We start from the raw sequence: 26,991 nt of genomic DNA on the forward strand, positions 1-26,991 counted from the left end.
ATGAGCATGTATGAGAAACGAGGTCGGATGATGCGTACGCGTCCGCTGAAGGCAGCGCTGCTGGGCTGCGGAGTGGTCGGCTCAGAGGTGGCGCGCATCATGACGACGCACGCCGACGACCTCGCCGCGCGCATCGGCGCACCCGTGGAGCTGGCCGGCGTCGCCGTGCGCCGGCCCTCCAAGGTGCGCGAGGGCATCGACCCCGCGCTGATCACGACCGACGCCACCGCGCTCGTGCGGCGCGGCGACATCGACGTCGTCATCGAGGTCATCGGGGGCATCGAGCCGGCCCGTACGCTCATCACCACCGCCTTCGAGCACGGCGCGAGCGTCGTCTCCGCCAACAAGGCGCTCCTCGCCGAGGACGGCGCGGCGCTCCACGCCGCCGCCGAGAAGCACGGCCGCGACCTCTACTACGAGGCCGCCGTCGCCGGGGCCATCCCGCTGGTGCGGCCGCTGCGCGAGTCGCTCGCCGGGGACAAGGTCAACCGGGTGCTCGGCATCGTCAACGGGACGACCAACTTCATCCTCGACAGGATGGACACCAGCGGCGCCGGCTACTCCGAGGCGCTCGACGAGGCCACCGCCCTCGGGTACGCCGAGGCCGACCCCACCGCCGACGTCGAGGGCTTCGACGCCGCCGCCAAGGCCGCGATCCTCGCCGGCATCGCCTTCCACACCCGCGTGCGGATCGGCGACGTGCACCGCGAGGGCATCACCGAGGTCACCGCCGCGGACATCGCCTCCGCCCGGCGCATGGGCTGCACCGTCAAGCTCCTCGCCATCTGCGAGCGCGCCGCCGACGGGCGGTCCGTCACCGCCCGCGTCCACCCCGCGATGATCCCGCTCAGCCACCCCCTGGCCTCCGTGCGCGAGGCGTACAACGCGGTCTTCGTCGAGGCCGAGGCCGCCGGGCAGCTCATGTTCTACGGGCCCGGCGCCGGCGGCTCGCCGACCGCGTCGGCGGTCCTCGGCGACCTCGTCGCGGTCTGCCGCAACAAACTGGGCGAGGCCACCGGACCCGGTGAGTCCGCCTACACGCGCCTGCCGGTCAGCCCCATGGGCGACGTCGTCACGCGCTACCACATCAGCCTCGACGTGGCCGACAAACCGGGCGTGCTCGCCCAGGTAGCGACGGTCTTCGCCGAGCAGGGCGTATCCATCGACACGGTGCGCCAGCAGGGCCGACCGGACTCCGACGGCGAGGCGTCCCTCGTCGTCGTCACCCACCGCGCGCCCGACGCCGCCCTCTCGGGGACCGTCGAGGCGCTGCGCAAGCTCGACACCGTGCGCGGTGTCGCCAGCATCATGCGTGTTGAAGGGGAGTAAAGGACCCATGACCAGCAAGGGCACCCACCAGTGGCGCGGCATCATCGAGGAGTACCGGGACCGGCTCCCCGTCACGGGCGCGACGCCCGTCGTCACGCTCCGTGAAGGCGGTACGCCGCTCGTCCCGGCGCAGGTCCTCTCCGAGCGCACGGGCTGCGAGGTGCACCTCAAGGTCGAGGGCGCCAACCCCACCGGTTCGTTCAAGGACCGCGGCATGACCATGGCCATCACCCGCGCCAAGGAGGAGGGCGCCAAGGCCGTCATCTGCGCCTCCACCGGCAACACCTCGGCCTCCGCCGCGGCGTACGCGGTGCGCGCGGGCATGGTCTGCGCCGTCCTCGTGCCGCAGGGCAAGATCGCGCTCGGCAAGATGGGCCAGGCGCTCGTCCACGGCGCCACCATCCTCCAGGTCGACGGCAACTTCGACGACTGCCTCACCCTGGCCCGCTCGCTCTCCGACAACTACCCGGTGGCGCTGGTCAATTCGGTCAACCCGGTGCGCATCGAGGGCCAGAAGACCGCCGCGTTCGAGATCGTCGACGCGCTCGGCGACGCCCCCGACGTCCACGTCCTGCCGGTCGGCAACGCGGGCAACATCACCGCGTACTGGAAGGGGTACACCGAGTACGCCGGCGACGGCGTCTCCTCGCGCACCCCGCGCATGTGGGGCTTCCAGGCCTCCGGCTCCGCGCCCATCGTGCGCGGCGAGGTCGTCAAGGACCCGGCCACCATCGCCACGGCGATCCGGATCGGCAACCCGGCGTCCTGGAACTACGCGCTCGCCGCGCGCGACGAGTCGGGCGGCTTCATCGACGAGGTGACGGACCGACAGATCCTGTCCGCCTACCGGCTGTTGGCCTCCCAGGAGGGCGTCTTCGTCGAGCCCGCGTCGGCCGCGTCCGTCGCCGGACTGCTCAAGGCCGCCGAGCAGGGCAAGGTCGATCCCGGCCAGCGCATCGTCTGCACGGTCACCGGCAACGGCCTCAAGGACCCCGACTGGGCCGTCGCGGGCGCGCCCCAGCCGGTCACGGTCCCCGTCGACGCGGCCACCGCCGCCCGGAAGCTCGGACTCGTCTGACCGCCCCCGGCCGCGGTGGGACGCCGCGGCCGGGCCGGTCAACCGAGACAACCCGGCCCAACCGCCCTCTTTTCGGGGCGGAGAGCGCATAGGAGGCGGGCGACACGCATCGTGCGCCTCCTGTGCGCCCTATGTCGCCGCGGAACCTTCCTTCGATAAGCTGTACCCCATCCGCCCGACATCCGCCCGCGGAGCGCCACGGCCGTCGTCGTGGCCGCCGCGGCCGTCGGGTCGGAGCCGCGCACCGCACGGAGGACGCCCTCCGCGCGGCCGCGATCCCCTCCCACGCCCCAGCCACCCCCACCCCGCACGCCCCGCCGCGAAGCCGCCGCACTGCTTCCCCGCCGCCTGACAAGGAGTCGTCCGACCGATGGCCGGTCCCGCGTTCCGAGCCGCCGCCGTCAGGGTGCGCGTCCCCGCCACCAGCGCCAACCTGGGTCCGGGCTTCGACGCCCTGGGCCTGTCGCTGGGGCTGTACGACGACGTCGTCGTCCGGGTCGCCGACTCCGGGCTGCACATCGACATCGCAGGCGAGGGCGGCGAGACGCTGCCCCGCGACGAGAGCCACCTGCTCGTACGCTCCCTGCGCACCGCGTTCGACCTGCTCGGCGGCCAGCCCCGCGGCCTGGAGATCGTCTGCGCCAACCGCATCCCGCACGGCCGCGGCCTCGGCTCGTCCTCCGCCGCCATCTGCGCCGGCATCGTCGCCGCCCGCGCCGTGACGACCGGCGGCGACGCCCGCCTCGACGACGCGGCCCTGCTGGAGCTGGCGACCGAGATCGAGGGGCACCCGGACAACGTCGCCGCCTGCCTGCTCGGGGGCTTCACCCTCGCCTGGATGGACGGCGGCGCGGCCCGCGCGATCAGGATGGACCCGGCCGACTCCGTCGTCCCGGTGGTGTTCGTGCCCGGCCGCCCGGTGCTCACCGAGACGGCCCGCGGCCTGCTCCCGCGCACCGTCCCGCACGTCGACGCCGCGCTGAACGCCGGTCGGGCGGCCCTGCTCGTCGAGGCCCTGACCCGCCGGCCCGAACTGCTGCTCGCCGCCACCGAGGACCGCCTCCACCAGGAGTACCGGGGCCCCGCGATGCCGCAGAGCGTGGAGTTGGTCAACCGGCTGCGCGCCGACGGCGTGCCCGCGGTCATCTCCGGCGCGGGCCCCACGGTCCTCGCGCTGACGGAGGAGGGCGCGGCCGACAAGGTCGCCCGTCTGGCGGGCGAGGGCTGGGCCGCCAATCGACTGGCCATGGACGCCGCGGGCGCCAGCGTGCTGCCGCTGGCCGCGTAACCGCGTCTGATTACCGGTGAGCGAGAGGGGGAATGTTTGTTGGAGCCGGTAGTGTTAACCTCAAGTCTGCAACCGACGTCTCGAAGGCGCGTTGCTTCGTGTCCCCCTCCGGGACCACCATTCTTCCGGGAGCCTCCCCAACTGCCTGAGCAGCCCGCCTGAGCAGTTTCGAGCACGCTCCGGAACCGGCACGACACCCCTCGCTCGTCCAGGAGTGGGCCGAGCAGGGGATCTCGCGCCGGACCCCGCACATTCATCTCTCCGCCGTACCCGGCGGACCACCGCCCCGGCACGGTCCGCGATCCAGCAAGATCAACAGACCGCAGTCGGACAGCACAACCGGTCGCCGAGCCAGAAGGCCGACGTCCGCTCCAGGGAAGGACCCTTCGTGAGCGACACCACCGATCTGATGGGCGTCACTGCCGACAAGAACGTCGACAGCGCCGCGCCCGCCGAAGGTGCTGCCACTGGCACACCCGCACGGCGCCGCCGCTCCGGCACCGGCCTCGAGGGCATGGTCCTGGCCGAGCTGCAGCAGGTCGCGTCCGGCCTCGGCATCAGGGGTACCGCGCGGATGCGCAAGGGCCAACTGATCGAGGTCATCAAGGAGGCGCAGGCGGGCGGCGGAGCCCCCGCCAAGGCCCCTGCCAAGGCCGCCGAGGCCCCCGCCGAGGCGGAGAGCAAGCCGAAGCGCCGCGCCACCTCCAAGGCGCGCACCGGGGACGACGCCGCCGCCGAGAAGTCCGCTGCCCAGCAGCAGATCGAGATCCCCGGCCAGCCGGCCAGCGACGACCAGCCCGCGGGCGAGCGCCGCCGCCGCCGTGCCACCGCGCAGGCGGGCAGCCCCGAGACCAAGGCCGAGACCCGGACCGAGACGAAGACCGAGGTCAAGGTCGCGGAGCCGCAGGTCGAGCAGAAGTCCGAGGACCGCGGCGAGCCCAAGGGCGAGGCCAAGGCCGAGGCCGCCGCCGACACGGCCGAGGGCCGCCGCGGAGACCGCCAGAACCGCGGCGACCGCGGTGAGCGCGGCGAGCGCGGTGACCGGAGCGAGCGCCGCGAGCGCCAGCGCGACCGCCGCGGCAAGGGCGACGACCAGGGCCAGCAGGGCGGCGGCGGGCAGCGCCCGCAGCGCCAGGGCCAGGGTCAGGGCCAGAGCCAGGGACAGGGCCAGCAGAACCGCGACAACGGTCCGCAGGACGACTTCGACGACGAGGCGGGCGGCCGCCGGGGCCGCCGGGGCCGCTACCGCGACCGCCGCGGCCGCCGCGGCCGCGACGACTTCGCCGGCGACGTCCAGGTGGCCGACGACGACGTCCTGATCCCCGTCGCGGGCATCCTGGACATCCTCGACAACTACGCGTTCATCCGGACCTCCGGCTACCTGCCCGGCCCGAACGACGTGTACGTCTCGCTCGCCCAGGTCCGCAAGAACGGCCTGCGCAAGGGCGACCACGTCACCGGCGCGGTGCGCCAGCCCAAGGACGGCGAGCGCCGCGAGAAGTTCAACGCGCTGGTCCGCCTCGACTCGGTCAACGGCATGGCGCCCGAGTCCGGCCGCGGCCGCCCCGAGTTCCAGAAGCTGACCCCGCTCTACCCGCAGGACCGGCTCCGCCTGGAGACCGACTCCAACATCCTGACGACGCGGATCATCGACCTGGTGGCCCCGATCGGCAAGGGGCAGCGCGGACTGATCGTGGCTCCGCCGAAGACCGGCAAGACCATGATCCTGCAGGCCATCGCCAACGCGATCACGGTCAACAGCCCCGAGTGCCACCTGATGGTCGTCCTGGTCGACGAGCGTCCGGAAGAGGTCACCGACATGCAGCGGTCGGTGAAGGGCGAGGTCATCTCCTCGACCTTCGACCGCCCCGCCGAGGACCACACCACCGTCGCCGAGCTGGCCATCGAGCGCGCCAAGCGCCTCGTGGAGCTGGGTCACGACGTGGTCGTCCTGCTCGACTCGATCACCCGCCTGGGCCGCGCGTACAACCTCGCGGCGCCGGCCTCCGGCCGCATCCTCTCCGGTGGTGTCGACTCGACCGCGCTGTACCCCCCGAAGCGCTTCTTCGGCGCCGCGCGCAACATCGAGGACGGCGGCTCGCTGACCATCCTGGCCACCGCGCTCGTCGAGACCGGCTCGCGCATGGACGAGGTGATCTTCGAGGAGTTCAAGGGCACCGGCAACATGGAGCTCAAGCTCGACCGGAAGCTCTCGGACAAGCGCATCTTCCCGGCGGTGGACGTCGACGCGTCCTCCACCCGCAAGGAGGAGATCCTGCTCGGCACCGACGAGCTGGCGGTCGTCTGGAAGCTGCGCCGGGTGCTGCACGCGCTCGACCAGCAGCAGGCGATCGAGCTGCTCCTGGACCGGATGAAGAAGACCCAGTCCAACGCGGAGTTCCTGCTCCAGATCCAGAAGACGACGCCGGGCAGCGGCAACGGCAACGACTGACGTCCTTCGGCACGTCGTCCGCGAGGGCCCCCGTCACCGCCGGTGACGGGGGCCCTCGCGCGTCCGGCGGCGCACCCGAGACCTTCGCCACACGCCGACCCCTCCAGGAGCCACCCGCGCGAAGCGGCCGCCGGGCGCGAAAGCCCAGGTGACCACCGTGATCACGGCGCGTACGCGGGCGGGTCCCGCCCCCCGCGCACCCCGGCGGTGGTCACAGGACCGTGTGCGACCCTTCCAGGTGCTCCGGCGTCCGTCGGGGCCCGGCGAGGTCGCTGGACGCGCGGCGAGGAGCAGCGCGGCGCCGTAGCGGAGGAGACGTGTGAGCGAGCAGAACAGGACCACGGGCCGGATACGCGGCACCGGCAGCCGGCGGCGCAAGCCGTCCCGCCGGCGCCGCGCGAAGACCCTCGCGGCGTGGTCGGCGGCGGGCGCGGTGCTCGTCGGCGGCGCCGGGCTCGGCTACGCCTACGTCGCGCTCGACGGCAACCTCTCCAGCGTCGACATCGACGCCCGGCTCGGCGCCGACCGGCCCGACGACAGGGACGACGGCTCCCAGGACATCCTGGTCCTGGGGTCGGACTCGCGCTCCGGCGACAACGGCGCGTACGGCGCCGACGAGGGGGCCGCCCGCTCGGACACGGCGATGGTGGTGCACGTGGCCAAGGGCCACAGGTCGGCGAGCGTCGTGTCGATACCGCGCGACACCCTGGTCGAGCGCCCGGCCTGCGCGAGCGACGCGACGGGGGAGGAGGTCGGGGCCGAGCGGCGGACGATGTTCAACACCGCCTACGAGGTCGGCGGGCCGGCCTGCGCGGTCAAGACCGTCGAAGCGATGTCGGGCATCCGCATGGACCACTACGTCGAGGTCGACTTCACCGGCTTCACCCGGCTCGTCGACGAGCTGGGCGGCGTCGAGGTCACCACCCGTACGGCGATCGACGACTCCAAGAGCCGCCTGGAGCTGGAGCCCGGCACGCACACCCTCGACGGCGAGCAGTCCCTCGGCCTCGTCCGCACCCGCAAGGGCGTCGGCGACGGCAGCGACCTGGGGCGCATCCAGCTCCAGCAGGCGTTCGTCAAGGCGCTGATGGAGCGGGTGAAGAGCGTCGGGGCGCTGACCAGCCCCAAGAAGCTGTTCGGGCTCGCGGACGCCGCGACGAAGGCCGTCACCACCGACGCGGGGCTCGGCTCGGTCAGGCGGCTCGCCGGGTTCGCGGGCGGCCTCAAGGGGCTGAACGCGCAGGGCGTCCACATGGTGACCCTCCCGGTGGAGTACGACCCCGCCGACCCGAACCGCGTCCTCCCGCAGGAGGAGGCCGGCCGCCAGGTCTGGTCCGCGCTCCGGCACGACCGGCCGATCCCCGCCTCCGCCACCGAGCGGTCGGCCGGCGACCGGGGCGAGGCCGGGCGGGTCGTCGAGTAGGGACCGTCCCCGGACGCCCACTGCCCCCGGAGGCCCGCAGCCCCGGACGCCCGCGGCCCGCGACCCGGCGCGCGGGGGCCGGGGAATACCCGGACCGCGCCCCTCGTTTTGGGAGATACGGCCCGTCCTGGCAGACTGGTACGTCGGCCCCGGTTCACGCCCGCGCAATCCGCGCGGACGACCCGGCGCCCTCCCGAAACTAGGAGACACCTTGAAGCGCGACATCCACCCCGAGTACGTCGAGACGCAGGTCAGTTGCACCTGCGGCGCCTCGTTCACCACCCGGAGCACCATCGACGGCGGCGCGATCCGCGCCGACGTCTGCTCCGAGTGCCACCCGTTCTACACGGGCAAGCAGAAGATCCTCGACACCGGCGGCCGCGTGGCCCGCTTCGAGGCCCGCTTCGGCAAGGCTGCCGGCTCCGCCAGCAAGTAGCGAGCCACTGCGCCGGCTCTCGGCGCCCTCTTCGCGGGGGGCGCCGGGACCGGCGTTTTTTCCGGTCGGGTCGTCGGGGGAGCCCCCGCGCCGGACCCGCCGGGAGTACGCCCTTCCAGCAGGCCCGTAGACGTAACCAACCAGGAGCCCCCGCATGTTCGAGGCGGTCGAGGAACTGATCGGCGAGCACGCCGATCTCGAGAAGAAGCTCGCCGACCCGTCGGTCCACGCCGACCAGGCCAACGCGCGCAAGCTGAACAAGCGCTACGCGGAGCTGACCCCGATCGTCTCCACGTACCGGGCCTGGAAGCAGACCGGCGAGGACGTCGAGACCGCGCGCGAGTACGCCGCGGACGACCCCGACTTCGCCGCCGAGGTCAAGGACCTGGAGAAGCAGCGCGAAGAGCTGACCGAGAAGCTCCGCCTCCTCCTCGTCCCGCGCGACCCCAGCGACGACAAGGACGTGCTCCTGGAGATCAAGGCGGGCGCGGGCGGCGACGAGTCCGCCCTGTTCGCCGGCGACCTGCTGCGCATGTACCTGCGCTACGCCGAGCGCGTCGGCTGGAAGACCGAGATCATCGACTCCACCGAGTCCGAGCTGGGCGGCTACAAGGACGTCCAGGTCGCCGTCAAGACCAAGGGCGGCAACGGCGCGACCGAGCCCGGCCAGGGCGTCTGGGCCCGCATGAAGTACGAGGGCGGCGTGCACCGCGTGCAGCGCGTGCCCTCCACCGAGTCCCAGGGCCGCATCCACACCTCCGCCGCCGGCGTGCTCGTCACGCCCGAGGCCGAGGAGGTGGACGTCGAGATCCACGCCAACGACCTCCGGATCGACGTCTACCGCTCCTCCGGCCCCGGCGGGCAGTCCGTCAACACGACCGACTCCGCCGTCCGCATCACGCACCTGCCGACCGGCGTCGTCGCCTCCTGCCAGAACGAGAAGAGCCAGCTCCAGAACAAGGAGCAGGCCATGCGCATCCTGCGCTCCCGGCTGCTGGCCGCCGCCCAGGAGGCCGCCGAGCAGGAGGCCTCCGACGCCCGCCGCAGCCAGGTGCGCACCGTCGACCGCTCCGAGAAGATCCGGACGTACAACTTCCCGGAGAACCGCATCTCGGACCACCGCGTCGGATACAAGGCGTACAACTTGGACCAGGTCCTCGACGGCGACCTGGACGCGGTGATCCAGGCGTGCGTCGACGCCGACTCCGCCGCCAAGCTCGCCAACGCGTAAGCGCACCGCCCGCCCGCACGCCCGTAACCCGTACGGAGAACCGCGATGAACCTGCTGCTCGCCGAGGTGGCCCAGGCCACCCAGCGGCTGGCCGACGCCGGTGTCCCCTCGCCGCGATTCGACGCCGAGGAGCTCGCGGCCTTCGTCCACGGCGTGAAGCGGGGCGAGCTGCACACGGTGCCTGACACGGACTTCGACGCCCGGTACTGGGAGACCATCGCCCGCCGCGAGGCCCGCGAACCCCTCCAGCACATCACCGGCCGCGCCTTCTTCCGCTACCTGGAGCTCCAGGTGGGCCCCGGCGTCTTCGTCCCCCGGCCGGAGACCGAGTCCGTCGTCGGCTGGGCCATAGACGCCGTCCGCGCGATGGACGTCGTCGAGCCCGTCGTCGTCGACCTGTGCACCGGATCGGGCGCCATCGCGCTCGCCATGGCGCAGGAGGTCCCGCGCTCGCGGGTGCACGCCGTGGAGCTGTCCGAGGACGCCCTCACGTGGACCCGGAGGAACGCCGAGGGGTCCAGGGTCACCGTCCACCGCGGGGACGCCCTGACCGCCCTGCCCGAGCTGGACGGCCAGGTCGACCTGGTGATCTCCAACCCGCCGTACATCCCGCTCACCGAATGGGAGTACGTCGCCCCCGAGGCCCGCGACCACGACCCGCAGATGGCGCTCTTCTCCGGCGAGGACGGCCTCGACACCATCCGCGGCATCGAGCGGACCGCCCACCGCCTGCTGCGCCCCGGCGGCCTCGTCGTCATCGAGCACGCCGACACCCAGGGCGGCCAGGTGCCGTGGATCTTCACCGAGGAGCGGGGCTGGGCGGACGCCGCCGACCACCCCGACCTGAACAAGCGGCCCCGGTTCGCCACCGCCCGCAAGGCCATGCCGTGACCGGACCGCTCCACCACCACCCGTACCCGTACACGCTCCAGGAGGCCGGCTGATGGCACGGCGATACGACTGCAACGACGCCACCGACCGGGCCTCGGGCCTGCGTGAGGCCGCCTCCGCCGTCCGCCGGGGCGAGCTGGTCGTGCTGCCCACCGACACCGTGTACGGGATCGGCGCGGACGCCTTCAGCGCCGAGGCCGTCACCGACCTGCTGGACGCCAAGGGCCGCGGCCGCAACATGCCCACCCCCGTCCTCATCGGCTCCCCGAACACGCTGCACGGCCTGGTCACCGACTTCTCCGAGGAGGCATGGGAGCTGGTCGACGCCTTCTGGCCCGGCGCCCTCACCCTCGTCGCCAAGCACCAGCCCTCGCTCCAGTGGGACCTCGGGGACACCCGCGGCACCGTCGCCGTCCGGATGCCGCTGCACCCGGTCGCCATCGAGCTGCTGACCGAGGTCGGCCCGATGGCCGTCTCCAGCGCCAACCTCACCGGCCACCCGGCGCCGGAGAACTGCGACGCCGCCCAGGGGATGCTCGGCGACTCCGTCTCCGTCTACCTCGACGGCGGCCCCACGCCCGGCATCGTGCCGTCCTCGATCGTCGACGTCACCGGCCCCGTCCCGCTCCTGCTGCGCGCCGGCGCCGTCTCCGCCGAGGAGCTGCGCAAGGTGGTACCCGACCTCGAGGTGGCCAATTGACCGCCCCCGAGGGGCGTGGCATAGCGGGGCGGACCGACACCTTCCGCATCCTCCACGTCAGCACCGGCAACGTCTGCCGCTCGCCGATCACCGAGCGGCTGACCCGGCACGCCCTGGTGGACCGCCTCGGCGACCCGCTCAGCGGCGGCCTGATCGTGGAGAGCGCGGGCACCTGGGGCCACGAGGGCGCGCCCATGGAGGCCAACGCCGAGGTCGTCCTCGCGGACTTCGGCGCGGACGCCAGCGGCTTCGTCGGCCGGGAACTGCTCGACGAGCACGTGATCCGCGCCGACCTGGTCCTCACCGCCACCCGCGACCACCGCGCCCAGGTCATCTCCATGGGCCACTCCGCGGGCCTGCGCACCTTCACCCTCAAGGAGTTCACCCGGCTGGTACGGGCGATCGACCCGGCCACCCTGCCCGACCCGCGCGACGAGGGCGTCGTCGAGCGCGCCCGCGCCCTGGTCCGCGCCGCCGCCGCGCTGCGCGGCTGGCTGCTGGCCCCGACCGCAGAGGCCGACGAGGTCTACGACCCCTACGGCGCGCCCATCACCTTCTTCCGCTCCGTCGGCGACGAGATCAACCAGGCGCTCGACCCCGTCGTCACCGCGCTCACCGGCGTCCCCGCCGCGCACTGAGCGCCGGTGCGCCGACCGGCGTACACGGCCGCGCGACAGCGGGCGCGTCCGCCCGCACCGGCCTACATTGGAGTCGACACCGGCACACCTCGCCGGCGCGCCCCCCCACAGGTCCGGAGCCCTCCCATGCCGGTCACCTCCTCCGCCGCGTCCGCGCCGCCCGAGCCCGGCGCCCCGCCCCAGGACTTCGGCGCCCTGCTCCGCCAGGACCCGGAGGTCGCCGGGGTGCTGCTCGACGAGACCGACCGGCAGGCCACCACCCTCCAACTGATCGCCGCTGAGAACTTCACCTCGCCCGCGGTCCTCGCCGCCCTCGGCTCCCCGCTCGCCAACAAGTACGCCGAGGGCTACCCCGGCGCGCGGTACCACGGCGGCTGCGAGCACGCGGACGCCGCCGAACGCATCGCCGTCCGCCGCGCCACCGCCCTCTTCGGCGCCGAGCACGCCAACGTCCAACCGCACTCCGGCTCCTCGGCCGTCCTCGCCGCCTACGCCGCGCTGCTGCGCCCCGGCGACACGGTGCTCGCCATGGGACTGCCGTACGGGGGACACCTCACGCACGGGGCGCCGGGCAACTTCTCCGGCCGCTGGTTCGACTTCGCCGGCTACGGGGTGGACCCGGAGAGCGGGCTCGTCGACTACCAGCGGCTGCGCGCCCTGGCCCGCGCCCGCCGCCCGAAGGCCATCGTGTGCGGCTCGATCTCCTACCCCCGCCACCTCGACCACGCGCTGTTCCGGGAGATCGCCGACGAGGTCGGCGCCTACCTGATCGCGGACGCCGCGCACCCGCTGGGCCTGGTCGCGGGGGGAGCGGCGCCGAGCCCCGTCCCGTACGCCGACGTCGTCTGCGCCACCACGCACAAGGTGCTGCGGGGGCCGCGCGGCGGCCTGCTCCTGTGCCGCGCCGAGCTGGCGGAGCGCATCGACCGGGCGGTGTTCCCCTTCACCCAGGGCGGCGCGCAGATGCACACGGTGGCGGCGAAGGCCGTCGCGTTCGGGGAGGCGGCCACCCCCGCGTACGCGCTCTACGCCCACCGGACCGTCGCCCACGCCCGCGCGCTCGCCGCCGGCCTGGAGGCGGAGGGCTTCGAGGTGGCCACGGGCGGCACCGACACCCACCTCGTCGTCGCGGACCCGGCCCCGCTCGGCGTGGACGGCCGGACCGCCCGCGCGCGGCTGGCGGCGGCCGGCATGGTCCTGGACACCTGCGCCCTCCCGTACGGCGAGGCGCGCGGCATCCGCCTGGGGACCGCCGCCGTCACCACCCAGGGGATGGACGAGGCGGACATGGCCGCGATCGCCGCCCTGTTCGGGGCGGCCGTGCGGGAGCCGGGCGACGCGGGCCGGATCGCGGCCGAGGTGCGCGAACTGGTCCTGCGCAATCCGCCGTATCCGGGGTAGGCGGGACCGGGGGAACCATCACCCGTACCGTGGAGTCCTCGTTCATGGGACTAGGGTGTGGGGCTGAGATGGTCGGCGAATTCTGTGGGGCAGCCCGTGCGTGATTACCTGCTGACGCTCTGTGTCACGGCAGCGGTGACTTACCTGCTGACCGGACCGGTGCGCAAGTTCGCCATCGCGGTCGGGGCGATGCCCGCGATCCGCGCACGCGACGTCCACCGGGAACCGACTCCCCGGCTCGGCGGCATGGCGATGTTCGGCGGGCTGTGCGCGGGGCTGATCGTCGCCGACCACCTGTACAACCTCACCAGCGTCTTCGAACTCTCCAACGAGCCCAGGGCGTTGCTCTCCGGCGCCGCGCTGATCTGGCTGATCGGCGTGCTGGACGACAAGTTCGAGATCGACGCCCTGATCAAGCTCGGCGGCCAGATGATCGCCGCCGCCGTCATGGTCATCCAGGGCCTGACGATCCTGTGGCTGCCCGTCCCCGGCGTCGGCACGGTCGCCCTCACCCAGTGGCAGGGGACGCTGCTCACGGTGGCGCTGGTCGTCATCACGATCAACGCGGTCAACTTCGTGGACGGCCTGGACGGGCTCGCGGCCGGCGTGGTGTGCATCGCCTCGGCCGCGTTCTTCCTCTACGCCTACCGCCTCTGGTTCGGGTACGGGATCGAGGAGGCCGCGCCCGCGACCCTCTTCGCCGCCATTCTGATGGGCATGTGCCTCGGCTTCCTCCCGCACAACATGCACCCGGCCCGGATCTTCATGGGCGACTCGGGGTCGATGCTCATCGGCCTGGTGCTGGCCGCCTCGGCGATCTCCATCACCGGGCAGGTCGACCCGGACCGCCTGGGGATCTTCGCGGGGGGCGAGCGCCAGGCGACCCACGCGATGTTCCCGGTCTTCATCCCCCTGCTGCTGCCGCTGACGATCATCGCGATCCCGGCCGCCGACCTGGTCCTCGCCATCGTCCGGCGCACCTGGAACGGCCAGTCGCCGTTCGCCGCCGACCGGGGGCACCTGCACCACCGGCTGCTGGAGATCGGGCACTCGCACAGCCGCGCCGTGCTGATCATGTACTTCTGGTCCGCGCTCATCGCCTTCGGCGCGGTCGGCTACTCCGTGCACTCGGCCTCCATGTGGATCGTCTTCGTGATCATGGCGGCGAGCGCGGTCGGCCTGCTGCTCCTGCTGATGCCGCGGTTCACCCCGCGCACCCCGCACTGGGCCAACCGCTTCGTGCCGCCCCGCTACCGGCGGCGCGGCGAGACGGAGGGCGCGGAGCCGGCCGCCTCGGCGACCTCTGGGGAGGACGGGACCGCGCCCTCGGGCGCGGAGGCCCAATCGAGCGCGGAAGACGCTCAGATGGGCGAGGAGGGCTCCGAACGGGCCCCTGTGGCGGTCGGAGTGTCCGGCGTCAACGGAGCGACCGCGATCGGCGCACGTTCGCGTTTCCCCGATCGCCGTTCCGTCGACACCTCGCGTTGACGTTTCGGAACCCGCAGTGCATTACCAGACATCGCGTCTAGTTGTCAGGTGCACATGCTGCGTCTCACTCTTCTGTGTGACCGGTGGCACACTTTTCAGGTAAAGACCTCATCAAATAGTTTGTGATACCGTTCACGAGACCCGGTGACGGAGGCGAAGAACCCCGCAGGGCGGTCCTCGCCCCGCATCTCCGCCCCGCGGACCGGGCCTACGCTCGTCCATGACGACGCCCCATTCCTCCCCAGACCAGTGGAGCTGCCGCCATGCAGTCCGACATGCGCGAACTACTGCGCATCGCCACCCCCACCGCCGCGGTGGGAGCCGTCGCCACGCTCGTGGGCGGCCTGCTCGCCGGTGGCGAGGGGGCGATCGGCGCGGCGGTGGGCTGCGTGGTCGTGATCGTCTTCATGGCGCTCGGACTGCTGGCCCTCCAGTGGGTCGCCAAGACCATGCCTCACCTGTTCCAGGGCATGGGGCTGATGATTTACTCGGCTCAGCTCGTGCTCCTGCTCATCTTCATCCTGAGCATCAGGAACACCTCTCTCTTCGATCTTCAGGTCTTCGCCCTCTCGCTGGTCGCGGCCGTCATCACGTGGATCACCACCCAGGCCGTGCTGCATTCCCGGAGCAAGACCCCCTATGTCGACCCCGACGCGGACACCCGGAACCGTCCGGGCGGAGCGGGGGGAGAACGTGGCGAGTAGGGCCGGAATAAAGCCGTGTTCGACGTGCTGCTATCGTCCGGTCTCGGTTGCGGTAGTGCGAGCGCGGGCAACAGGGCGGTCGCTTGATTCATCGCGAGGCTTCGGGCCCGGCCGCCGCCTCCTCACCGTAAGAACCAGTCCGGTGCCGACCTGCGGCCACCCGCCGCTCCGACACAACGAGGTAGCCGCATCCATGCGCCATGCAGAAGGAGCTCTTGGTGACTGACGCCCAGACGCTCGCCTTCGAGACGAACTGCCACCTTTTCAAGGACTGCGGGTTCCATGCCCCCAGCGTGTGGTCGTTCCTCTTCGAGCCGCTCTTCACCATTGGGCCTGTCGAGTTCAACAAGCCCATGCTGCTCGCGATCATCGGCACGTTCGCGATCCTGGCCTTCTTCTGGGCCGGTTTCTCGAAGCCCAAGGTCGTTCCGGGCAAGCTCCAGATGGTCGCCGAGGCGCTGTACGACTTCGTCCACCGCGGCATCGCCCGCGAGGTCATCGGCAAGAAGGGCGAGCCCTTCGTCCCCCTGCTGGTCTCGCTGTTCTTCTTCGTGTGGATCCTGAACCTCTGGGCCATCATCCCGATCGCCCAGTTCCCGGTCAGCTCCGTCATCGCCTACCCCGCCGGCCTTGCGCTGATCGTCTGGGTGACGTACATGACGGCGACCTTCCGGACGAACGGGTTCGTCGGAGGCATCCGCAACCTCTGCGTTCCGAGCGGTCTGCCCAAGCCGATCTACGTGCTGCTGACGCCGCTGGAGTTCATCTCCAACGTCTTCGTCCGGCCGTTCACGCTGGCGGTGCGACTCTTCGCGAACATGTTCGCGGGCCACATCCTGATCCTGATCTTCACGATCGCCACCTGGTACATGCTCGGCACCGTCCTGGGCACGGTCTACGCCGGCGCGTCGTTCATCATGACGCTGGTCCTCACCGTGTTCGAGATGTTCATCCAGGCCCTCCAGGCCTACGTGTTCACCGTGCTGACCGCCACGTACCTCTCCCAGGCGCTCGAAGAAGCCCACTGAGGACCTGCCGGCTCCCGGCTGCCGCCCTCAGCTCCCCAGTCGCCCGGTGTGAAGACCATTTCCACCGGTCCCACCAAGAGAAGGAACCACAGACATGTCTGCTGCTTTCGAGACCCTCGCGGCCGTGAACGGCAACGTCGGCACCATCGGCTACGGCCTCGCCGCGATCGGCCCCGGCATCGGCATCGGCATCATCTTCGGTAACGGTGTGCAGGCCATCGCCCGCCAGCCCGAGGCTGCCGGCCTCATCCGCCAGAACATGCTGCTCGGCTTCGCCGTCGTCGAGGCCCTGGCCCTGATCGGCTTCGTCGTTCCGTTCATCGTCACGTGATGCAGCGGCCGTAGCCATATTCGACGAAAGGTTCACCATGATGTACCTGGCAGCCGAGGAACCGCAGATGCCTCTGCTCCCGGTCTGGCCTGAAGTCGTCATCGGCCTGATCTGCTTCGGCATCGTCTTCTTCGTCTTCTCGAAGAAGCTGCTTCCGGTGATCAACAAGACCCTGGAAGAGCGCCGCGAGGCGATCGAGGGTGGCATCGAGAAGGCCGAAGCGGCGCAGACCGAGGCCCAGAGCGTTCTTGAGCAGTACAAGGCTCAGCTCGCCGAGGCGCGTCACGAGGCCGCGCGCCTGCGCCAGGAGGCGCAGGAGCAGGGCGCCGTCATCATCCAGGAGATGAAGGCGGAGGGTCAGCGGCAGCGCGAGGAGATCATCGCCGCCGGCCACGCCCAGATCGAGGCCGACCGCAAGGCTGCGGCCTCCGCGCTGCGCCAGGACGTGGGCAAGCTCGCCACCGACCTGGCCGGCAAGCTCGTCGGCGAGTCCCTCCAGGACCACGCCCGGCAGAGCGGCACGGTCGACCGCTTCCTCGACGAGCTCGAGGCGAAGGCCGAGGCTGCCCGATGAACGGCGCGAGCCGCGAGGCACTGGCTGCCGCACGCGAGCGTCTCGACGCGTTGACCGACAACACGTCGGTCGACGCGGCGAAGCTCGCGGAGGAGCTGGCATCGGTCACCGCGCTGCTCGACCGCGAGGTATCCCTGCGCCGGGTCCTCACCGACCCGGCCCAGAGCGGCGAGAGCAAGGCGGAGCTGGCCGCGCGCCTGCTCAGCGGCCAGGTGGGCGGCGAGACCGTCGACCTGGTCTCCGGGCTGGTCCGGGCCCGCTGGTCGCGCTCGCGCGACCTGGTGGACTCGGTCGAGGAGCTGGCGGACACCGCCGACCTGACCGCGGCCCAGCGTGCCGGCGCCCTCGACGACGTCGAGGACGAGCTGTTCCGGTTCGGCCGGATCGTCGGCTCCGACACGGGGCTGCGGTCCGCGCTCACCAGCCGTACGGCCACCGCCTCCGCCAAGAGCGAGCTGCTGCGCAGCCTGCTCGGCGGCAAGGCGCAGCCGGTCACCGAGCGGATCATCGTCCGCCTGGTGACGCAGCCGCGTGGACGTAGCCTGGAAGCCGGGCTGGACTCGCTGTCCAAGCTCGCCGCGGAGCGCCGGGACCGCACGGTCGCCGTCGTCACCTCGGCGGTGCCGCTCAGCGACCGGCAGAAGCAGCGCCTCGGCGCCGCCCTGGCGAAGCTCTACGGCCGGCAGATGCACCTGAACCTGGACGTGGACCCCGCGGTCCTCGGCGGGGTCTCGGTGCGCGTCGGTGACGAGATCATCAACGGCACCGTCGCGGACCGCCTCGACGAGGCGACCCGCCGCATGGCCGGCTGACACAGCGCAGCGCACAAGAACAAGCAAGACCAGCGGCCCGGTTGGGCCGTGCAGAAACTGCAGAAGATTCCTGGGGGTCGGCCCCCAGACCCCCTTAAGAAACTTCGGGCCCAACAAGGAGAGCAGGGAACCCAGATGGCGGAGCTCACGATCCGGCCGGAGGAGATCCGGGACGCGCTGGAGAATTTCGTCCAGTCGTACAAGCCGGACGCGGCCTCGCGCGAGGAGGTCGGTACGGTCAGCGTTGCCGGTGACGGCATCGCGAAGGTGGAGGGTCTGCCCTCCGCCATGGCGAACGAGCTGCTGAAGTTCGAGGACGGAACCCTCGGTCTCGCCCTCAACCTCGAGGAGCGCGAGATCGGTGCCATCGTCCTCGGCGAGTTCAGCGGCATCGAAGAGGGCCAGCCGGTGCAGCGCACCGGTGAGGTGCTCTCGGTCGGCGTCGGCGAGGGCTACCTCGGCCGCGTCGTCGACCCGCTCGGCAACCCGATCGACGGTCTCGGCGAGATCGAGACCGACAGCCGGCGCGCCCTCGAGCTGCAGGCCCCTGGCGTCATGGTCCGCAAGTCGGTGCACGAGCCGATGCAGACCGGCTACAAGGCCGTCGACGCCATGGTGCCGATCGGCCGCGGCCAGCGTCAGCTCATCATCGGCGACCGCCAGACGGGCAAGACCGCCCTGGCCGTCGACACGATCATCAACCAGCGCGACAACTGGCGCTCGGGCGACGTGAACAAGCAGGTCCGCTGCATCTACGTCGCCATCGGCCAGAAGGGCTCCACCATCGCCTCCGTGCGTGGTGCGCTCGAAGAGGCCGGCGCGCTGGAGTACACGACCATCGTCGCCGCCCCGGCGTCCGACCCGGCCGGCTTCAAGTACCTGGCGCCGTACACCGGTTCGGCCATCGGCCAGCACTGGATGTACCAGGGCAAGCACGTCCTGATCATCTTCGACGACCTCTCGAAGCAGGCCGACGCCTACCGCGCCGTGTCCCTGCTGCTGCGTCGCCCGCCGGGCCGCGAGGCCTACCCCGGTGACGTCTTCTACCTGCACTCGCGTCTGCTGGAGCGCTGCGCCAAGCTCTCCGACGAGATGGGCGCCGGTTCGATGACGGGCCTCCCGATCGTCGAGACCAAGGCGAACGACGTGTCGGCGTTCATCCCGACCAACGTCATCTCCATCACCGACGGCCAGTGCTTCCTGGAGTCCGACCTGTTCAACGCGGGTCAGCGTCCGGCGCTCAACGTCGGTATCTCGGTCTCCCGCGTCGGCGGCTCCGCCCAGCACAAGGCCATGCGCCAGGTGTCCGGCCGGCTCCGCGTGGACCTCGCCCAGTACCGCGAGCTGGAGGCGTTCGCCGCCTTCGGCTCCGACCTGGACGCGGCCTCGAAGGCGTCGCTGGAGCGCGGCAAGCGCATGGTCGAGCTGCTGAAGCAGCCGCAGTACGCCCCGTTCCCGGTCGAGGAGCAGGTCGTCTCGGTCTGGGCCGGCACCACCGGCAAGATGGACGACGTCCCGGTCGAGGACATCCGCCGCTTCGAGGCCGAGCTGCTGGAGTACCTGCGCCGCGAGCGCAAGGACCTCCTCACCAGCATCGCCGAGGGCGCGAAGATGTCCGACGACACGCTGCAGTCGATCGCCGACGCGATCGCCGCCTTCAAGCAGCAGTTCGAGACCTCGGACGGCAAGCTCCTGGGCGAGGGCTGATCGATGGGCGCTCAGCTTCGCGTTTACAAGCGCCGCATCCAAGCCGTCACCGCGACCAAGAAGATCACCAAGGCGATGGAGATGATCGCCGCCTCGCGCATCGTCAAGGCGCAGCGCAAGGTGGCGGCGTCCATGCCGTACGCGACCGAGCTCACCCGCGCGGTGACCGCGGTGGCGACCGGCTCCAGCGCCAAGCACCCGCTCACCACCGAGGTCGAGGCCCCGGTCCGGGCCGCGGTCCTGCTCGTCACGAGCGACCGCGGTCTGGCCGGCGGCTACTCCTCCAACGCCATCAAGGCCGCGGAGCGGCTGCGGGAGCGCCTTGCCTCCGAGGGCAAGGAGGTCGACGCGTACATCGTCGGCCGCAAGGGTGTCGCGTACTACGGCTTCCGCGAGCGCAAGGTCGCGGACTCCTGGACCGGCTTCACCGACAACCCGACGTACGCCGATGCCAAGCGCGTCGCCGCTCCGTTGATCGAGGCCATCCAGCGGGACACGGCCGAGGGCGGCGTCGACGAGCTGCACATCGTCTTCACGGAATTCGTGTCGATGATGACGCAGAACGCGGTCGACGACCGGATGCTGCCGCTTTCGCTCGACGAGGTGGCGCAGGAGAGCACCCGCAAGGGTGAGATCCTTCCGCTGTTCGACTTCGAGCCGTCGGCTGAGGACGTCCTCGACGCCCTTCTGCCGCGCTACGTCGAGAGCCGTATCTACAACGCACTGCTCCAGGCGGCCGCTTCCGAGCACGCCGCCCGCCGCCGTGCGATGAAGTCGGCCACCGACAACGCCGGGGACCTCATCAAGAGCCTGTCCCGGCTTGCCAACGCGGCCCGCCAGGCCGAAATCACCCAGGAAATCAGCGAGATCGTCGGCGGTGCCAGTGCTCTGGCCGACGCGACCGCGGGGAGTGACAAGTAAATGACGACGACTACTGACAGCGCTGTGACGGCCGCTGCCACGGGCCGCGTCGCCCGGGTCATCGGCCCGGTCGTCGACGTGGAGTTCCCCGTCGACGCGATGCCGGAGATCTACAACGCCCTGCACGTCGAGGTGGCCGACCCGGCCGAGGACGGCGCCCGCAAGACGCTGACCCTCGAGGTCGCCCAGCACCTGGGCGACGGCGTGGTCCGTGCGATCTCGATGCAGCCCACCGACGGCCTGGTCCGCCAGGCGCCGGTCACCGACACGGGCGCGGGCATCACCGTCCCGGTCGGCGACATCACCAAGGGCAAGGTGTTCAACACCCTCGGCCAGATCCTGAACGACCCGTCGGCCGAGGCGCAGATCACCGAGCGCTGGCCGATCCACCGCAAGGCCCCGGCCTTCGACCAGCTCGAGTCGAAGACCGAGATGTTCGAGACCGGCCTGAAGGTCGTCGACCTGCTGACCCCGTACGTCAAGGGCGGCAAGATCGGTCTCTTCGGTGGTGCGGGCGTCGGCAAGACGGTCCTCATCCAGGAAATGATCATGCGTGTGGCGAAGCTGCACGACGGTGTGTCGGTGTTCGCCGGTGTCGGCGAGCGCACCCGTGAGGGCAACGACCTCATCGACGAGATGACCGAGTCGGGCGTTCTGGACAAGACCGCGCTCGTCTTCGGCCAGATGGACGAGCCGCCGGGGACCCGTCTGCGGGTCGCCCTGTCCGCCCTGACCATGGCGGAGTACTTCCGCGATGTGCAGAAGCAGGACGTGCTGCTCTTCATCGACAACATCTTCCGCTTCACGCAGGCCGGCTCCGAGGTCTCCACGCTGCTCGGCCGTATGCCGTCCGCGGTGGGCTACCAGCCGACCCTGGCCGACGAGATGGGTGTGCTCCAGGAGCGCATCACCTCGACGCGCGGTCACTCGATCACCTCGATGCAGGCGATCTACGTCCCCGCGGACGACCTGACCGACCCGGCCCCGGCCACCACGTTCGCCCACCTCGACGCGACGACGGTTCTCTCCCGTCCGATCTCCGAGAAGGGCATCTACCCGGCCGTGGACCCGCTGGACTCCACGTCCCGCATCCTGGACCCGCGCTACATCTCGCAGGACCACTACGCCGCGGCCAGCCGCGTCAAGGGAATCCTGCAGAAGTACAAGGACCTCCAGGACATCATCGCGATCCTCGGCATCGACGAGCTGGGCGAAGAGGACAAGCTCGTCGTCCACCGCGCCCGTCGCGTCGAGCGCTTCCTGTCGCAGAACACCCACGCCGCCAAGCAGTTCACCGGCCTGGACGGTTCGGACGTGCCGCTCGACGAGTCGATCGCCGCGTTCAACGCGATCTGCGACGGTGAGTACGACCACTTCCCGGAGCAGGCGTTCTTCATGTGCGGTGGCCTGGACGACCTCAAGGCCAAGGCCAAGGAGCTCGGCGTCTCCTGAGCCTCCGGCTCACCGAGGGGGGCGGGTGTGTCCCGCCCCCCTCACCACGCCCCGTAGAATTGACCCAACACCCGGCTCGACCGCCGGGTGGTGACCCGAGGAGCCACCCTTGGCTGCTGAGCTGCATGTCGAGCTGGTCGCCGCCGACCGTAGTGTCTGGTCCGGCGAGGCCACCCTGGTCGTCGCGCGCACCACGTCCGGCGACATCGGCGTCATGCCCGGTCACCAGCCGCTTCTCGGTGTGCTGGAATCGGGCCCGGTGACGATCCGCACGAGCGAGGGCGGCACCGTCGTCGCCGCCGTGCACGGTGGTTTCATCTCGTTCGCGGACGACAAGCTGTCGCTGCTGGCCGAGATCGCCGAGCTGGCGGACGAGATCGATGTCGAGCGCGCCGAGCGGGCGCTGGAGCTCGCGAAGTCGGAGGCGGACGGCGCTGCCCAGCGGCGTGCGGACGTACGACTGCGCGCGGTGGCGGTGCGCTAGCACCCCGCTGACAGATGTTTTTACTCAGCCGCGGCCCGAGCTGGAGCGATCCAGCCGTGTCGCGGCTGAGGCGATGCAGGTGCACTGACGTTTGCGGTATCCGTTACTCGACGATGCGAGGAGGTCGGTGGAGATGGTCCTCGCGTTGTGGGTGGGCGCATCGGTCGTCGTACTGGCCCTGTTGGGGCTGTTCGTCTTCGGACTGCGCCGGCGGTTGATCCAGCGGTCCGGCGGAACGTTCGACTGCAGTCTGCGCTGGGACGTCTCCGAGGAGCCCGACCCCTCCGGCAAGGGCTGGGTGTACGGGGTCGCCCGCTACAGCGGTGACCGCGTCGACTGGTTCCGCGTCTTCTCCTACGCTCCTCGCCCCCGCCGGGGCCTGGAGCGTTCTGCGATCGAGGTGGTCGCGCGCCGGTTGCCGGAGGGCGAGGAGGAGCTGGCCCTGCTCTCCGACTCCGTCGTGCTCGGCTGCCTCCACCGCGGGATCCGCCTGGAGCTGGCGATGAGCGAGGACGCCCTCACCGGCTTCCTGGCCTGGCTGGAGGCGGCGCCGCCCGGCCAGCGGGTCAACGTGGCCTAGGAGCGGCCCCCCGGCCCTCGGGAAGGGGCGGGGCGCACAGCGAAAGACCGGGGAGACAGGGGGCGGACCTGTCTCCCCGGCGCTTTTCGGGGGTGGTGCGGGGTTCGGCTCAGGGTGCGGGGTTCAGCCCGGTGCTACCGGAGACCGCTGTCCATCGCGGTCACCAGCTCGCCGTTGCTGGTGTCACCGCTGAACTCCCAGAAGAACGCGCCTCCCAGGCCCTGGTTCTTGGCCCAGGCCATCTTGGTGCCGATGGTGGCCGGGGTGTCGTAGCTCCACCAGTTGGTGCCGCAGTGGGCGTAGGCGGTTCCGGCGATGGTGCCGGTGGTCGGGCAGGTGCTCTTGAGGACCTTGTAGTCCTCGATGCCCGCCTCGTACGTGCCGGGGGCCGCGCCGGTCGCCGTGCCGCCGGGGGCGGACTGGGTGACGCCGGTCCAGCCGCGGCCGTAGAAGCCGATGCCCAGGAGGAGCTTGTTGGCCGGGACGCCCTTGGCCTTCAGCTTGGCGATGGCCTCGGCGGAGGTGAAGCCCTGCTGCGGGATGCCGGTGTAGGGCGTGAGCGGGGAGTGCGGGGCCGTCGGGCCCTTGGCCGCCCAGGCGCCGAAGAAGTCGTACGTCATCACGTTGTACCAGTCCATGGACTGGGCGGCGCCCGCGTAGTCGGCGGCGTCGATCTTGCCGCCCTCGGAGCCGTCCGCGGTGATGGCGGCGGTGACCAGGTTCTTGGCGCCGAACTTCGCCCGCGTGGCGGAGGCGAGGTTCTTCAGTGCGGCCGGACCGCTGGTGTCACAGGTGAGACCGCAGGCGTTGGGGTACTCCCAGTCCAGGTCGATGCCGTCGAAGACATCGGCCCAGCGCGGGTCCTCGACCAGGTCGTAGCAGGACTGGGCGAACGCGGCCGGGTTCTGCGCGGCCTGGGGGAAGCCGCCGGACCAGGTCCAGCCGCCGAACGACCAGAGGACCTTGATGTGCGGGTACTTGGCCTTCAGCTTGCGGAGCTGGTTGAAGCTGCCGCGCAGCGGCTGGTCCCACGTGTCGGCGACGCCGTCGACCGACTGGTCGGCGGTGTAGGCCTTCTCGTAGTCGGCGTACGAGTCGCCGATGGTGCACTTGCCGTTCTGCACGTTGCCGAAGGCGTAGTTGATGTGCGTGATCTTCGCGGCGGAGCCGGACGTCACCAGGTTCTTGACGTGGTAGTTGCGCCCGTAGACGCCCCAGTTGGTGAAGTAGCCCAGGTTGACCTTGTTGCCGCCGGGCTGCTCGCCGCCGCCACCGGTGGTGCGCACGGAGACGGTGCCGGAGACCGGGCCGGTCTGGTCGGCGGTGTCCCGCGCCTGCACGGCGTAGGTGTAGTCGGTGCCCTTGGTCAGGCCGGTGTTGGTGTACGTGGTGCCGGTGACCGTGGCGACCTTCGCGCCGTCGCGCAGCACGTCGTAGTTCTTGACGCCCTTGTCGTCCGTGGCCGCGGCCCAGCTCAGCTTCACCGAGGTGTCGGTGACGTCGCTGGTGGTGGGGGTGCCGGGGGCCGAGGGGGCGGCGTCGCCGGGCTGGCCGCCGCCGTCACAGGAGGCGCCGTTGAGCTTGCAGCCGGAGGGGGAGCCGGAACCGGTGCCGTTGAAGCCGAAGCTGATGCTGGCGCCGGGGGCGAGGGTCCCGTTCCAACTGAGGTTCTTGGCGGTCCAGTGGCCGGCGGCGCCGGTCACGTTGGCGTCCCAGGCGGAGCCGACCGACGTGCCGGAGGGGAAGTCCCACTCGACCGTCCAGGAGGAGAGCGCGGCGGTGCCGGTGTTCTTCACCGTCCACTGGCCCTCGAAGCCGCTGCCCCAGTCCGACTTCTTGACGTACGTGGCGGTGGCGGAGGCGGCGGCCGACGCGGGGGAGGCGAGCCCCACCATCGCGGCCAGCGGGACGACGAGCGCGGTCAGGCCCGCGACGACCTTGGATCTGCCGGTCCGGGCGGGTATCCATCTGAACCTGGATCGGCGTTGGGGGGATTCAGTGCTCAACGGTGCTCCTCGGGTGAGGTCCAACGAACGGGGGTAAACCGTGGACTGCCACCCTGCGCCGCCCTGAGTACAGGGTGCTCCCCGTACTCACCGCAGTGTGTGTTCGGTGACAGTAGGAAGGTCTGGACCAATCGTCAAGAGGTCTGGACCAAAGTCCGCGGGGCACGGGTCAAACCCCCAACTCCCGCGCCAAAACCGCCGCCTGCACCCGGCTGCGCAGCTCCAGCTTGCCCAGCAACCTGCTGACGTGCGTCTTCACCGTGGCCTCGGCCATCGACAGCCGCAGGGCGATCTCCGCGTTCGACAGCCCCTCGCCCAGGCATCCCAGCACCTCCCGCTCGCGCCGGGTGAGCGGGTCCAGCACCGCCGGATCGGCCGCCCCCCGGCCCCGTACGGAGGCGGCGCCCGCGAACTCCGCGATCAGCCGGCGGGTCACGGCCGGAGCGATCAGCCCCTCGCCGCGCGCGACCGTGCGCACCGCCTCCAGCAGGTCGCGGGCGTCGGCGTTCTTCAGCAGGAAGCCCGCCGCGCCCGCCCGCAGCGCCCCGAAGACGTACTCGTCCAGGTCGAACGTGGTGAGCACCAGGACGTCCGCCAACCCCTCGGACACCACCCGACGGGTCGCCGACACCCCGTCCAGCCGCGGCATCTGCACGTCCATCAGGACCAGGTCGGGGCCCAGCTCGCGGGCCAGGCGCACCGCCGCCTCGCCGTCCGCCGCCTCCCCGACGACCTCGACGTCCGGCGCGCTGGAGAGGATCAGCACCAACCCCGCGCGCACCGCCGACTGGTCCTCCGCGACCACCACCCGAATCGTCATGGCCTCATGGTCCTCTCCGCCGCGGGCAGTCGGGCCCGGACCCGCCAGACCGTGCCCCCCTCGCCGCCGCCCGCCTCGGGTCCGGCGCCGATCGTCCCGCCGAGCAGCGCCACCCGCTCCCTCATGCCGACGAGCCCGGCCCCCGAGCCCGGCGCGGTGGGCCCCGGCCGACGCCCGTACACGCTGGCCACCTCGACCGCCAGCACCCCGTCCGCCAGCGAGAGCCGCACGGTGACCGGGCCCGGCGCGGCGTGCTTGAGGGCGTTGGTCAGCGACTCCTGCACGATTCGGTACGCGGCCAGCTCGACCGGTGTCGGCAGCCCCCGGCCGCCCGCCGCACGGGTGTCCTCCAGCGTGCAGACCAGCCCGCCCGCCGCACCGGCCGCGTTCGTCTGCTCGACCAGCGCGTCCAGCGCGTCCAGCGACGGGGCGGCGGCGGGCGCGCCCTCCTCGCCGCCCTCGCGCAGCAGCCCGATCAACCGGCGCATCTCCGCCAGGCCCTCGACGCTGTTCTCCCGGATCACCCCCAGGGCGCGCCGCGAGGTGTCCGGGTCGTCGATGGACAGGGCCGCCGTGGAGTGGATCGCCACGGCGGAGAGGTGGTTGGCCACCATGTCGTGCAGCTCCCGCGCCATCCGCGCCCGCTCGGCGACCACCGCCTGCCTCCGGTCCATCTCGGCCAGCCGCGCGGTCTGGCGGGCGGCCAGCCGGGCGGCGTCGGCGGCGGTGCGGTGGCTGCGCACGCTGACCCCGGTGAGCGCCGGGACGAAGACGACCAGCCCGACGACGACGCCGACCAGCAGCGCCTCGGACGTACGGAACCACGCCGGCAGGCCGACCGCGGCCGCGACGCTGACCAGGAGCGAGGCCGCCGGGACGCGGCGGGCCGCGGCCGGGGTCCCGTACAGCACGGCCGCGTACACGATGTCCGTGTACATCAGGACGGTCACCAGGCTGCCGGAGGTGAACTGGTCCGCGACCAGCGCCAGGGAGCCGACGGCCAGGGCCGTCGAGGGGGCGTTGCGGCGCAGCAGCTCCCCGCCGGCCATCACGGTCAGCGGGACGAGGACCGCCCAGGGCGCGTCGAAGGGGCGGCCGCCCTGGATGAGCGGCCCGAAACGCCACATGAGCAGGCCCCCGAGCAGCCCGGAGACGGCGAGGGCCACGTCGTCGCGGTGGGGTCGGAGCGCGGTGGACATCCCTCCATCCAACACGCG

The 26,991-nt window shown here is 71.5% G+C and carries 25 protein-coding genes; 22 read left to right on the top strand and 3 right to left on the bottom strand.

Translation table 11 applies throughout. The annotated features are described in order from the left end of the window. Positions 1–27 precede the first annotated feature (27 nt). The 22 genes from ACZ6EJ_RS13710 (at position 28) to ACZ6EJ_RS13815 (ending at position 22,948) form a co-directional block, all read left to right on the top strand. Complete coding sequence (locus ACZ6EJ_RS13710) at positions 28–1,329, top strand: homoserine dehydrogenase (RefSeq protein WP_469267044.1); 1,302 nt, start codon at positions 28–30, stop codon at positions 1,327–1,329. A gap of 7 nt (positions 1,330–1,336) precedes the next feature. Continuing rightward, positions 1,337–2,407 carry a threonine synthase gene (gene thrC, locus ACZ6EJ_RS13715; protein WP_469267045.1) on the top strand — a complete coding sequence of 357 codons (1,071 nt, stop codon included), beginning with the start codon at positions 1,337–1,339 and terminating at the stop codon, positions 2,405–2,407. 370 nt (positions 2,408–2,777) lie between these two features. Next, positions 2,778–3,695, top strand: a complete 918-nt coding sequence (gene thrB, locus ACZ6EJ_RS13720; RefSeq protein WP_469267047.1) for a homoserine kinase — start codon at positions 2,778–2,780, stop codon at positions 3,693–3,695. A gap of 388 nt (positions 3,696–4,083) precedes the next feature. Further along, positions 4,084–6,147 (top strand): transcription termination factor Rho, encoded by a 2,064-nt coding sequence (rho, locus tag ACZ6EJ_RS13725; protein ID WP_469267048.1) that lies wholly within the window; start codon positions 4,084–4,086, stop codon positions 6,145–6,147. 319 nt (positions 6,148–6,466) lie between these two features. Further along, the gene (locus tag ACZ6EJ_RS13730; RefSeq protein WP_469267049.1) at positions 6,467–7,570 is read left to right on the top strand and encodes an LCP family protein; all 1,104 of its coding nucleotides are present in this window, start codon (positions 6,467–6,469) and stop codon (positions 7,568–7,570) included. 211 nt (positions 7,571–7,781) lie between these two features. Beyond that, positions 7,782–8,006 (top strand): 50S ribosomal protein L31, encoded by a 225-nt coding sequence (rpmE, locus tag ACZ6EJ_RS13735; RefSeq protein WP_030915942.1) that lies wholly within the window; start codon positions 7,782–7,784, stop codon positions 8,004–8,006. Between the two features lie 154 nt (positions 8,007–8,160). Beyond that, a complete protein-coding gene (prfA, locus tag ACZ6EJ_RS13740) occupies positions 8,161–9,237 on the top strand; it encodes a peptide chain release factor 1 (RefSeq protein ID WP_469267051.1) in 1,077 nt (358 codons plus the stop codon). 45 nt (positions 9,238–9,282) lie between these two features. Continuing rightward, positions 9,283–10,128, top strand: a complete 846-nt coding sequence (prmC, locus tag ACZ6EJ_RS13745) for a peptide chain release factor N(5)-glutamine methyltransferase (RefSeq protein WP_469267052.1) — start codon at positions 9,283–9,285, stop codon at positions 10,126–10,128. A 52-nt stretch (positions 10,129–10,180) separates the two neighbouring features. Continuing rightward, positions 10,181–10,828, top strand: coding sequence for an L-threonylcarbamoyladenylate synthase (locus ACZ6EJ_RS13750; protein WP_469267054.1), 648 nt, complete (start codon positions 10,181–10,183; stop codon positions 10,826–10,828). Further along, positions 10,825–11,466, top strand: a complete 642-nt coding sequence (locus ACZ6EJ_RS13755) for an arsenate reductase/protein-tyrosine-phosphatase family protein (protein ID WP_469267056.1) — start codon at positions 10,825–10,827, stop codon at positions 11,464–11,466. The genes ACZ6EJ_RS13750 and ACZ6EJ_RS13755 overlap by 4 nt, the downstream gene beginning before the upstream one ends. 126 nt (positions 11,467–11,592) lie before the next feature. After that, complete coding sequence (locus ACZ6EJ_RS13760) at positions 11,593–12,867, top strand: serine hydroxymethyltransferase (protein ID WP_469267058.1); 1,275 nt, start codon at positions 11,593–11,595, stop codon at positions 12,865–12,867. A gap of 84 nt (positions 12,868–12,951) precedes the next feature. Then, positions 12,952–14,355: an MraY family glycosyltransferase gene (locus ACZ6EJ_RS13765; RefSeq protein ID WP_469267060.1), complete on the top strand. Its 1,404-nt coding sequence runs from the start codon at positions 12,952–12,954 to the stop codon at positions 14,353–14,355. 263 nt (positions 14,356–14,618) lie between these two features. After that, on the top strand, positions 14,619–15,059 hold the full coding sequence (locus ACZ6EJ_RS13770; RefSeq protein WP_469267061.1) for a hypothetical protein: 441 nt from the start codon (positions 14,619–14,621) through the stop codon (positions 15,057–15,059). A gap of 200 nt (positions 15,060–15,259) precedes the next feature. After that, on the top strand, positions 15,260–16,087 hold the full coding sequence (atpB, locus tag ACZ6EJ_RS13775; RefSeq protein ID WP_469267062.1) for a F0F1 ATP synthase subunit A: 828 nt from the start codon (positions 15,260–15,262) through the stop codon (positions 16,085–16,087). A gap of 94 nt (positions 16,088–16,181) precedes the next feature. Continuing rightward, on the top strand, positions 16,182–16,418 hold the full coding sequence (atpE, locus tag ACZ6EJ_RS13780) for an ATP synthase F0 subunit C (protein WP_156726126.1): 237 nt from the start codon (positions 16,182–16,184) through the stop codon (positions 16,416–16,418). 37 nt (positions 16,419–16,455) lie between these two features. After that, positions 16,456–16,992 carry a F0F1 ATP synthase subunit B gene (locus ACZ6EJ_RS13785; RefSeq protein ID WP_179181440.1) on the top strand — a complete coding sequence of 179 codons (537 nt, stop codon included), beginning with the start codon at positions 16,456–16,458 and terminating at the stop codon, positions 16,990–16,992. Beyond that, positions 16,989–17,804 (top strand): F0F1 ATP synthase subunit delta, encoded by an 816-nt coding sequence (locus ACZ6EJ_RS13790; RefSeq protein WP_469267063.1) that lies wholly within the window; start codon positions 16,989–16,991, stop codon positions 17,802–17,804. Before ACZ6EJ_RS13785 ends, ACZ6EJ_RS13790 begins: the two co-directional genes overlap by 4 nt. A gap of 135 nt (positions 17,805–17,939) precedes the next feature. Beyond that, positions 17,940–19,511: a F0F1 ATP synthase subunit alpha gene (gene atpA / locus ACZ6EJ_RS13795; RefSeq protein ID WP_469267065.1), complete on the top strand. Its 1,572-nt coding sequence runs from the start codon at positions 17,940–17,942 to the stop codon at positions 19,509–19,511. 3 nt (positions 19,512–19,514) lie between these two features. Then, entirely contained in the window at positions 19,515–20,432 is a 918-nt protein-coding gene (locus ACZ6EJ_RS13800) for a F0F1 ATP synthase subunit gamma (RefSeq protein WP_469267067.1), read from the top strand. Further along, positions 20,433–21,884, top strand: a complete 1,452-nt coding sequence (gene atpD, locus ACZ6EJ_RS13805) for a F0F1 ATP synthase subunit beta (protein ID WP_469267069.1) — start codon at positions 20,433–20,435, stop codon at positions 21,882–21,884. A 109-nt stretch (positions 21,885–21,993) separates the two neighbouring features. Beyond that, the gene (locus ACZ6EJ_RS13810) at positions 21,994–22,368 is read left to right on the top strand and encodes a F0F1 ATP synthase subunit epsilon (RefSeq protein ID WP_469267071.1); all 375 of its coding nucleotides are present in this window, start codon (positions 21,994–21,996) and stop codon (positions 22,366–22,368) included. Positions 22,369–22,501: 133 nt separating this feature from the next. Next, positions 22,502–22,948: a DUF2550 domain-containing protein gene (locus ACZ6EJ_RS13815; RefSeq protein WP_469267072.1), complete on the top strand. Its 447-nt coding sequence runs from the start codon at positions 22,502–22,504 to the stop codon at positions 22,946–22,948. Between the two features lie 134 nt (positions 22,949–23,082). Here ACZ6EJ_RS13815 and ACZ6EJ_RS13820 read toward each other — a convergent pair whose 3' ends face one another. The 3 genes from ACZ6EJ_RS13820 to ACZ6EJ_RS13830 all read right to left on the bottom strand — a co-directional run bounded on the left by ACZ6EJ_RS13820 (position 23,083) and on the right by ACZ6EJ_RS13830 (position 26,973). Beyond that, positions 23,083–24,954 carry a glycosyl hydrolase family 18 protein gene (locus ACZ6EJ_RS13820; protein WP_469267074.1) on the bottom strand — a complete coding sequence of 624 codons (1,872 nt, stop codon included), beginning with the start codon at positions 24,952–24,954 and terminating at the stop codon, positions 23,083–23,085. A 169-nt stretch (positions 24,955–25,123) separates the two neighbouring features. Then, complete coding sequence (locus ACZ6EJ_RS13825; protein WP_469267075.1) at positions 25,124–25,774, bottom strand: response regulator; 651 nt, start codon at positions 25,772–25,774, stop codon at positions 25,124–25,126. Beyond that, entirely contained in the window at positions 25,771–26,973 is a 1,203-nt protein-coding gene (locus tag ACZ6EJ_RS13830; protein WP_469267076.1) for a sensor histidine kinase, read from the bottom strand. Before ACZ6EJ_RS13830 ends, ACZ6EJ_RS13825 begins: the two co-directional genes overlap by 4 nt. Positions 26,974–26,991: the final 18 nt, after the last annotated feature.

The organism is Streptomyces sp. NPDC041970, from assembly GCF_055588985.1.